Raw genomic sequence first — 8,488 nt, 5'->3', positions numbered from 1 at the left:
GCCCGATCTCCCGCTGGCTTGTGCCCCGGCGATGCTCGGCAAAGATCACCGCCCGCTCACCCCCATCCAGATGCAGCCCCCGCCTCTTCATCGCAACCCCCCTCCAAACCTCACGTGTTGCGGTTCATTCTAGAGGAGAAGGTTTCTTAACCTCTGGCAGGTTGCGGAATGCAAGCCTCTCGGCCCTGTCACCCTGTCTCCGACCTGCGCCGCAGGGGCCGTGCTCATCGCCTGCGCGGGGACGACACGCTGCTGGCCCGCCAAATCCGGTGTCGGAGGAGTCCTGCAACCCGCGATCCTCGGGGCCTGGGACGGCGGTCTCGCTCGTCCGGTGACGGCGGCGCGGGTGGGCGGCGGCGGAGCCTCCGGCGGGGATATTTTCGCCAGTATGAAATGCAGACGGGGTGCCTGGGATATGGGTCGGCTGCCTCCGGCGGGGATATTTGGGGCAAAGATGAAAGCGCGGGCGAGCGCGTCGGGGTGGCCGGGCCGTTCGGCGATCATGCTTGACGGTGGGCAAATGCCCACAGTCAAGCTTTTCATCTGAAACGGATTTCCCGGATGGTCCAGCGCGGACAAGGTCTAGATGCGGATCGGGTCCAGCACCTCGGGCTCGATCACCTCGATGCCGGGGGGCAGGCCCGCCTTCAGCAGGCTTGCGTCCTGGGCGAGGATGCCGAAGGTCCGGTAGTGGCAGGGGATCACCCAACGGAAATTGAACCATTTCCGTGCAGCCCAGGCGGCGCGCTCCATGTCCATGGTGTAATGCCCGCCGCAGGAGAGGATGCCGATGTCGGGCTGGTGGTATTCCGCCATCCAGGCCATGTCGGCCATGATGTCGGTGTCGCCCGAGAGATAGATCGTGTGGCCTTCGCCCGTGATCATGAAGCCTGCGGCGTCGCCTGCGGGCAGGAGGCCCCTGGTCCCGAAGTCGATGCTGGCGGAATGGACGGCGTTGACCATTGTCACCTTCGCGCCACCGAGGGCCAGCGTGCCGCCCTTGCCGAAGCCCACCGTCTGAGCCAGCCCTTCGGCGTTGATCCATTCAGAAAGCTCGTGGATGCAGTGAATCTTGATCCCGAGCCTCGATGCCAGCCGCGCCGCATCCGAGGCATGATCGCCATGGGCATGGGTGAGGAGGATGTGGGTGGCGCCGGTGACGGCATCGTCCTCGCGGCCCGCGGGGAACATCGGGTTGCCGGTCAGCCAGGGGTCGACCAGCAGCACGGCCTCTTCGATCTGGATGCGGAAGCCGGAATGGCCGAGCCAGGTGATCTGCATGGGTCTCTCCTTCTTGTGGCAGCAACGCGTCAAGCTAGGGGGTAACTTGTATTGATGACAATCTTGCCGTGACGCAATGCGCGGGAATACCCGCCAGCCCTGTGGCCTCGGCGGCACAGCAAGCGGAAAAGTCGGGCGACGGGGCAGAGACTGCGTGCATGGCGGGCTGACCCTGGGTAAGGGGGTCGCCTTGCAACCGCGCACAGACAGGGAGGCGGACACATGACTGCATATATCCGCCAAGGCAATTCCCGTGGACTGGCCTCCGGGGCAACCGCCGTCACGCGCTGGCTTTGCCGACGCCCGTGAGGCTTGCCGGACCCGAGCGCCAGTGCGCCGGGGTCCATTCCTTCGAGACCGCTGATCGCTGACCTTCGGGCAAGTTGCCTGCATCCGGTCGGCCCCATTCCCCAGGCAGAGGACCGGCTGGCCATGCGCCGCCGGGCATGATCATGACCCATACGACCCTTCCCCGTCCCGTTGCACTGCGTGCGACGCTGGACGAGATCATCGAGACCCACGGGATTTTCCCGGTGCTGCGGACGCTTGTCGCGCGGCCGTTCCGCCGCGCTGCGCCGCTGCCGCCGCTGGGACTGAACGACCACCTGCGGCGCGATATCGGGCTGGAGCCGCTGGACGGCGGTGGCCCGCCCCGGGACCCGCTTCTGTAGGGCGTGCCCCCGGCCCACATCCGCTTGCGGGGCGGGGCGGGGGCGGCTAAACGGGGCCAAACCTCAAGGAGAGCCCGATGGCGATTGACATCGACACCGCCCGCAAGGTGGCAAAGCTGGCCCGCATCCGGGTCGAGGAGGCTGACCTGCCGAAACTGGCGGGGCAGCTGTCGGGCATCCTTGGCTTCATGGAAGAGCTGAACGAGGTCGATGTGACGGGGGTGGAGCCGATGACCAGCGTCACGCCGATGCGGCTGAAGCGGCGGGCGGATGTGGTGACGGATGGCAACATCCAGGCCGAGGTGCTGAAGAACGCGCCGGATGCGCGCGAGGGTTTCTTTGCGGTGCCGAAGGTGGTCGAATGAGCGCGAACAGCTGGACCATCGCGGCGGCGCGGGATGCGCTGCGCAAGGGCGAGATCTCGGCGGTCGACCTGACGATGTCGTGTCTGACGGCGATCGACGCGGGCGACGGGTTGAACGCCTTTGTCCACAAGACGCCGGAGATCGCGCTGGAGCAGGCGCGGGCGGCGGATGCGCGGATCGCGGCGGGAGATGTTCCGGCGATGTGCGGGATTCCCTTGGGGATCAAGGACCTGTTCTGCACCAGGGGCGTGCCGTCGCAGGCGGCGTCGAACATCCTGAAAGGCTTCCGGCCCGAATACGAATCGACTGTGACCTCGAAGCTGTTCGATGCGGGCGCGGTGATGCTGGGCAAGCTGAACATGGACGAATTTGCCATGGGAAGCTCGAACGAAACCTCGTGCTACGGCAATGCGGTCAACCCCTGGCAGCGCAAGGGGTCGAACGTGCAGCTGACGCCGGGGGGGTCCTCGGGCGGTTCGGCGGCGGCGGTGGCGGCGGACCTGTGCCTTGCGGCGACGGGGACGGATACCGGCGGGTCGATCCGGCAACCGGCGGCTTTCACCGGGATCGTCGGGATCAAGCCGACCTATGGGCGGGTCAGCCGCTGGGGGATCGTGGCCTTTGCCTCGTCCCTGGACCAGGCGGGGCCGATGACGAAATCGGTGCGCGATGCGGCGATCATGCTCGGGGCGATGGCGGGGCATGACCCGAAGGATTCGACCAGCGCGGATATTCCGGTGCCGGATTTCGAGGCGGCGCTGACCGGGGACATCCGGGGCAAGGTGATCGGGATCCCGAAGGAATACCGCATGGACGGGATGCCGGAGGAGATCGAGGCACTGTGGACGCGCGGTGTGGAGATGCTGCGCGATGCGGGGGCGGAGGTGCGGGATATCTCCTTGCCGCATACGAAATACGCGCTGCCGGCCTATTATGTGATCGCTCCGGCGGAGGCGTCGTCGAACCTCGCCCGCTATGACGGGGTGCGCTATGGCCACCGGGCAAAGCTGGCGCAGGGCGACGGGATCACCGAGATGTACGAGAAGACCCGGGCCGAGGGCTTCGGGCCGGAAGTGCAGCGCCGGGTGATGGTCGGGACCTATGTGCTGTCGGCGGGATTCTACGACGCCTATTACAACCGGGCGCGCAAAGTGCGGGCGCTGATCAAGCGGGACTTCGAGACGGTGTTTGCCGATGGGGTGGACGCGATCCTGACCCCGGCAACGCCCTCGGCGGCCTTCGGGCTGGGCGAGATGGCGGATGCGGACCCGGTGAAGATGTATCTGAACGACGTCTTCACGGTGACGGTGAACCTGGCGGGGCTGCCGGGCGTGGCTGTGCCGGTGGGGCTGGACGCGCAGGGGTTGCCGCTGGGGTTGCAACTGATCGGGCGGCCCTGGGAAGAGGCGGCGTTGCTGAATTACGCGCATGTGTTGGAAAGCCGTGCGGGCTTTGTGGCCAAAGCGGAAAAATGGTGGTAAGGGGCCGCGAAACGACGCTTTCGAGGCAGTGATGAGCCGTACCTTCCTTCCCGCCGCTGGCGCAACCGTTGCTGCGCTGATGCTGGCCGCCTGTACCCCCTCGACCCCCGACAGCGGGGCGGGCGTGGGCTTCCAGGACTACAACAGCTATATCCGCGGTGCCTCGCCCGCGCCTGCCGGGGCGCCGGTGACGGTGGTGCCTCCGGGCGGCGGCTTCGACCCGGCTGCCGCGGCGGCGGCGATCGACCGGTCGCAGGGCGTGGCCCCGGTGACGGCGGCGCCGGTGGTGGCGCCGACGCCCACGGCGACACCCTTGCCGACCTCCACGCCGACCGACAGCAGCGCGCGTCCGCGCGGCGGGGCTCCGGCGGGGATCAAGGAAGAATCGGGCGAAGTGGCCAGCCACACCGGGATTTCCGACGAGCAGGATTTCGACGCCGTCTCCTCGCGCGAGACCATCGAGAGCGACAAGGAGCGCATCGAGAAGAACCGCGCGGAATATGTGGTGGTGCAGCCGAAGGACCTGCCGCAGCGTCCGGGGGACACCGGGCCGAACATCGTGGAATTCGCGCTGGCGACGACCCATGCGCCGGGCGTACAGATGTACAAGCGGTCGGGGATGAGCCTGCGCAGCGCGGATTCGTCCTGCGCCAAATATTCCTCGCCCGACCAGGCACAGCAGGATTTCCTGGCCAAGGGTGGGCCGGACCGCGACCGGATGGGCATCGACCCGGACGGCGACGGCTTCGCCTGTTCCTGGGACCCGCGCCCGTTCCGCACCGCGCTGCAGTGAGCCTGACGCATCCCTCGCCGAACTTTGGCGAGCGGCGGGGCGGGGCCAGGGTGGAACTGGTCGTGCTGCATTATACCGCGATGCCCTCTTGTGGGGCGGCGCTGGAGCGGCTGTGCGATCCCGGTGCGGAGGTTTCGGCGCATTACCTGATCGACGGGGACGGCAGCGTGCTGTCGCTGGTGGATGAGGGGGCGCGGGCCTGGCATGCGGGGGCGGGGGAGTGGCGCGACGCGGGTGACGTCAATTCTCGCTCGATCGGGATAGAACTCGCCAACACCGGGCGGGAGCCGTTTGCCGAGCCGCAGATGGCTGCGCTGGAGCGGCTGCTGGCGGGTGTGCTGGAGCGGCACGGGCTGGGGCCAGCGGCGGTCATCGCCCATTCCGACATGGCGCCGGAGCGGAAGGGCGATCCGGGGGCCCGCTTCGACTGGCGGCGGCTGGCGCTGCAGGGGTTGGCGGTCTGGCCTGACTTGGTGGATGCCCCCCCACCCCATCCCTCTCCCACGCGGGGGGAGGGAGGCGCTTCACCGGAGATGACGGGCTTCATGTCCGACCTCCATGCCTACGGCTACCCCGACGCGGCGCCGGAGAGCCTGCTTGCCGCCTTCCGGCTGCGGTTCCGGCCCTGGGCCAGGGGGCCGCTGGATGCGACCGACCGGGCGATGGCAGCGGGGCTGCGGCGGTTTCCCGGTTGACGGACGCCGCGCGGATGCCTAACTGACCCCCGCGCGGAGGGCTGGATGGCCGCGGTCCCGGAAGGGGTCGAGGAAAGTCCGGACTCCCGTTGGCAAGGGTGCCGGGTAACGCCCGGCGGGGGCAACCCCAGGGAAAGCGCCACAGAGAAGAGACTGCCCCTGCCGCGAACGAAGGTTCGCCTTCGCGAACGGGAGGGGTAACGGTGAAACGGTGGGGCAAGAGCCCACCGCGGGACTGGCAACAGGACCGGCACGGCAAGCCCCACCCGGAGCAATGCCAAATAGGGGCCTCGCGCGGGGCTGGTCGGGAGACCGATACCGCCGCAGGGACGCCAACGCCCGAGAGGCCCGGGTTGGCAGCTTGACCGCCGTGGCGACACGGTCGGCAGAGGAATGGTCATCCATGGCCGCAAGGCCAGGACAGAATCCGGCTTACAGGCTCTCCGCGCAATTGATGGCCGCAAGCAGTGTGGAGTGCGGTCTTGCAAAAAGTAGCCCATTGGGATATACGTGCGGCATGCAGTCCGTCGCGGAAACCCCGATCTTCACCCGGCAGACGGAGAAGCTGTTCACCGAGGAGGAGAAGCGCGAGCTGATCGACTTTCTGTCAGAGAACCCCTTGGCTGGCGATGAAATCCCGGGAACGGGTGGGGTGCGCAAGGTTCGCTTTGCAGCCTCGGGCCGCGGTAAGAGGGGAGGGGCAAGGATCGTCTACTACTACCTTGACGACACCATGCCGCTCTATGCCCTGCTCGCCTACGCGAAGAACGACCAGGGCGACATGACGCCCGATGAGAAGCGCGCCGTTTCCGCTTTGGCGGCAGCCCTCAAGGCAACCCGGAAGGAGAAGAGATGAGCACCTTCGGCGACGATCTGATCCAGGCGATGTCCGAGGCCCTTGCCCATGCGAAGGGCGAAGGCCCTGCGGTCGTTCATGACCCCATCTCCCCCAGGGAGGTGCGGGAAGAGGCAAGGCTGACGCAGGCACAGATGGCGCCGCTTATGGGCATGAGTCTGTCCGGCTACCGGAAATGGGAGCAGGGCCAGCGCCGGGTCAGCGGTCCGGCGGCAGCCTTGCTGCGGCTGATCCAGAAAGAGCCGGACGCCGTGAAACGCGCGCTGCTTTCGTAGGACGCTTTCCGCCGCCCCGTCCGGTCGCGGCTTGTGCAAATCCCCACGCAGCCCATGGTTTCGCTGTTGACTCTGCCGGATGCGTGGCTAAAAGGCGGGCTTCAAGGATTTGACCGGGGGCCATGGAGTCCCCGATGCAGAGGAAACGACCATGGCAAAGCCCGCCACCATCAAGATCCGCCTGAACTCGACCGCGGGCACCGGCCACTTCTATGTGACCAAGAAGAACGCCCGCACGATGACCGAGAAGATGGTCATCAAGAAATACGACCCCGTGAAGCGGGAGCATGTCGAATACAAGGAAGGCAAGATCAAGTAAGGTCTTCGCCGATCCAAGGGATCAGGGGCCGTGTCCGTGGGACGCGGCCCTTTTCTGTTTCGGGGTAAGCCCGCGCTGACGCGACTGCGGGCGCTTTGGCTTGACCGCGGACCGAGGCGGGGCGAGGACGGACCCGTCGCGAACGGAGGCCGTCATGGAACGCAATCATCGGGAAGAACACTATGTCGCGCGGGTCGGCTGGCTGCGCGCGGCCGTGCTTGGGGCGAACGACGGGATCGTTTCGACTGCCTCGCTGATCGTGGGGGTCGCCGCTGCCTCGGGTCGGGGCGAGGTGCTTCTGGCGGGGATGGCCGGGCTTGCAGCGGGGGCCTTGTCGATGGCGGCGGGGGAATATGTCTCGGTCTCGTCTCAGTCGGATACCGAAGCGGCAGACATTGCGCGCGAGAAGCTCGAGATTGGCGCTGATCCTGCGGAAGAGCTGCGCGCGCTGGCGGGGATCTACGAGGATCGCGGGGTGCCGCCCGATCTTGCGCGGCAGGTCGCCGAGGCTCTGCATGCCAAGGATCCGCTTGCTGCCCATGTGCGCGACGAGCTGGGAATCTTCGAGCATACCGAGGCGCAGCCGCTGGTGGCAGCGGGGGCCTCGGCGCTCACTTTCGCGGTGGGGGCGGCACTGCCGCTGGCGACGGCGGCGCTGGTGCCGGAGGCGGTGATCAGCCTGTGGGTCACGGGACTGTCGCTGGTCTTTCTGGGGGTGCTGGGAGCGGTCGGCGCACGGGCGGGCGGAGCGTCGATCTGGCGTGGGGTCCTGCGCGTGACCTTCTGGGGCGCGGTGGCGATGGCCGTCACCGCACTGGTCGGCAAGCTGTTCGGCGCGGTGGTCTGAGCGACCCTGCGCAAACGAAAAGGGCCGGTCTTGCGACCGGCCCTTTCGCGCTCTGGTTCTGCGGTTATTCCCGGTTGCCCATGAATTGCAGCAGGAACATGAACAGGTTGATGAAGTCGAGGTAGAGGTTCAGCGCGCCCATGATGGCGGCCTTGCCCAGCCATTCCTGATCCATCGACACCGCATGCTGGATATAGGTGTTCTTGATGTTCTGCGTGTCGAAGGCGGTCAGGCCTGCGAAGATAAGCACGCCGATCACCGAGATCGCGAAGGCCAGCGCCGAGGAGGCGAGGAAGAAGTTCACGATCATCGCGACGATCAGGCCGATCAGCCCCATCATCAGGAAGGTGCCCATCGCGCTCAGGTCGCGCTTGGTGGTGTAGCCGTAGAGCGACAGGCCCGCGAAGGCGATGGCGGTGATCAGGAAGGTCTGCGCGATCGAGACGCCGGTGAAGACCTGGAAGATCCAGGCCATCGACAGGCCCATCGCCGCCGCGAAGGCGTAGAAGAAGATCTGCGCGGCAGCCGCCGACATCCGGTTGATCAAGGCGCCGAAGGCGAAGACCATGCCCAGCGGCAGGAACATCGCGACCCAGCCGAGAATGGTCATCTGCCCGGTCGCCGGGTTACGCAGGATCGAGAAAAGCTGGTCCGACGAGCCAACCGCCCAGGCAACACCCGCAGTCACGACCATCGCCACGGACATCAGCCCGTAGACCTTGTTCATATGGGCGCGAAGCCCCTCGTCGATCTGCGCGCGGGCGCCGACGCCTACGCTGCGGATCGTGTCATATTCAGCCATTGAAGCCTCCGATGTTGTCCCTAAGGGCAACGCCGGGGGAACCGGCGCGACCTCATGCGTGAAATATTGGGAATAGGACCCGTGATTTCAAGCACCTTGGTCG

11 protein-coding genes and 1 other RNA gene are annotated in these 8,488 nt (G+C 66.8%); 10 read left to right on the top strand and 2 right to left on the bottom strand.

Features of this window, described 5'->3' with window-relative positions:
- Window positions 1-582: 582 nt before the first annotated feature.
- On the bottom strand, window positions 583-1,281 hold the full coding sequence (locus tag JNJ68_RS13780; protein WP_294982954.1) for a metal-dependent hydrolase: 699 nt from the start codon (window positions 1,279-1,281) through the stop codon (window positions 583-585).
- 452 nt (window positions 1,282-1,733) lie between these two features.
- On the opposite strand from JNJ68_RS13780, the gene JNJ68_RS13775 reads away from it, so the two are divergent.
- From JNJ68_RS13775 to JNJ68_RS13730, 10 genes are all read left to right on the top strand, one after another.
- Complete coding sequence (locus tag JNJ68_RS13775) at window positions 1,734-1,952, top strand: hypothetical protein (protein WP_294982953.1); 219 nt, start codon at window positions 1,734-1,736, stop codon at window positions 1,950-1,952.
- Between the two features lie 77 nt (window positions 1,953-2,029).
- Window positions 2,030-2,317 carry an Asp-tRNA(Asn)/Glu-tRNA(Gln) amidotransferase subunit GatC gene (gene gatC / locus JNJ68_RS13770; RefSeq protein WP_294982952.1) on the top strand — a complete coding sequence of 96 codons (288 nt, stop codon included), beginning with the start codon at window positions 2,030-2,032 and terminating at the stop codon, window positions 2,315-2,317.
- Window positions 2,314-3,798: an Asp-tRNA(Asn)/Glu-tRNA(Gln) amidotransferase subunit GatA gene (gatA, locus tag JNJ68_RS13765; protein WP_294982951.1), complete on the top strand. Its 1,485-nt coding sequence runs from the start codon at window positions 2,314-2,316 to the stop codon at window positions 3,796-3,798. Before gatC ends, gatA begins: the two co-directional genes overlap by 4 nt.
- Window positions 3,799-3,829: 31 nt before the next feature.
- Window positions 3,830-4,591 carry a hypothetical protein gene (locus tag JNJ68_RS13760; RefSeq protein ID WP_294982950.1) on the top strand — a complete coding sequence of 254 codons (762 nt, stop codon included), beginning with the start codon at window positions 3,830-3,832 and terminating at the stop codon, window positions 4,589-4,591.
- A complete protein-coding gene (locus tag JNJ68_RS13755) occupies window positions 4,588-5,286 on the top strand; it encodes an N-acetylmuramoyl-L-alanine amidase (RefSeq protein ID WP_294982949.1) in 699 nt (232 codons plus the stop codon). The genes JNJ68_RS13760 and JNJ68_RS13755 overlap by 4 nt, the downstream gene beginning before the upstream one ends.
- 33 nt (window positions 5,287-5,319) lie before the next feature.
- Window positions 5,320-5,737: RNase P RNA component class A (gene rnpB, locus JNJ68_RS13750), an RNA gene on the top strand.
- A 66-nt stretch (window positions 5,738-5,803) separates the two neighbouring features.
- The gene (locus tag JNJ68_RS13745; RefSeq protein WP_294982948.1) at window positions 5,804-6,142 is read left to right on the top strand and encodes a type II toxin-antitoxin system RelE/ParE family toxin; all 339 of its coding nucleotides are present in this window, start codon (window positions 5,804-5,806) and stop codon (window positions 6,140-6,142) included.
- Window positions 6,139-6,417, top strand: a complete 279-nt coding sequence (locus tag JNJ68_RS13740) for a helix-turn-helix domain-containing protein (protein ID WP_294982947.1) — start codon at window positions 6,139-6,141, stop codon at window positions 6,415-6,417. Before JNJ68_RS13745 ends, JNJ68_RS13740 begins: the two co-directional genes overlap by 4 nt.
- A 151-nt stretch (window positions 6,418-6,568) precedes the next feature.
- Window positions 6,569-6,736, top strand: a complete 168-nt coding sequence (gene rpmG / locus JNJ68_RS13735) for a 50S ribosomal protein L33 (RefSeq protein WP_135448918.1) — start codon at window positions 6,569-6,571, stop codon at window positions 6,734-6,736.
- A 154-nt stretch (window positions 6,737-6,890) separates the two neighbouring features.
- Window positions 6,891-7,583 carry a VIT family protein gene (locus JNJ68_RS13730; RefSeq protein ID WP_294982946.1) on the top strand — a complete coding sequence of 231 codons (693 nt, stop codon included), beginning with the start codon at window positions 6,891-6,893 and terminating at the stop codon, window positions 7,581-7,583.
- Window positions 7,584-7,647: 64 nt separating this feature from the next.
- On the opposite strand, the gene JNJ68_RS13725 is transcribed toward JNJ68_RS13730, so the two are convergent.
- Complete coding sequence (locus JNJ68_RS13725) at window positions 7,648-8,385, bottom strand: Bax inhibitor-1/YccA family protein (protein ID WP_294982945.1); 738 nt, start codon at window positions 8,383-8,385, stop codon at window positions 7,648-7,650.
- Window positions 8,386-8,488 lie beyond the last annotated feature (103 nt).

The sequence above is a fragment of the Tabrizicola sp. genome (genome assembly GCF_016793705.1).
Lineage (GTDB): Bacteria > Pseudomonadota > Alphaproteobacteria > Rhodobacterales > Rhodobacteraceae > Tabrizicola.
The sequence above is the reverse complement of the archived record's forward strand: the minus strand, read 5'-3'. Positions and strand labels throughout refer to the sequence as shown.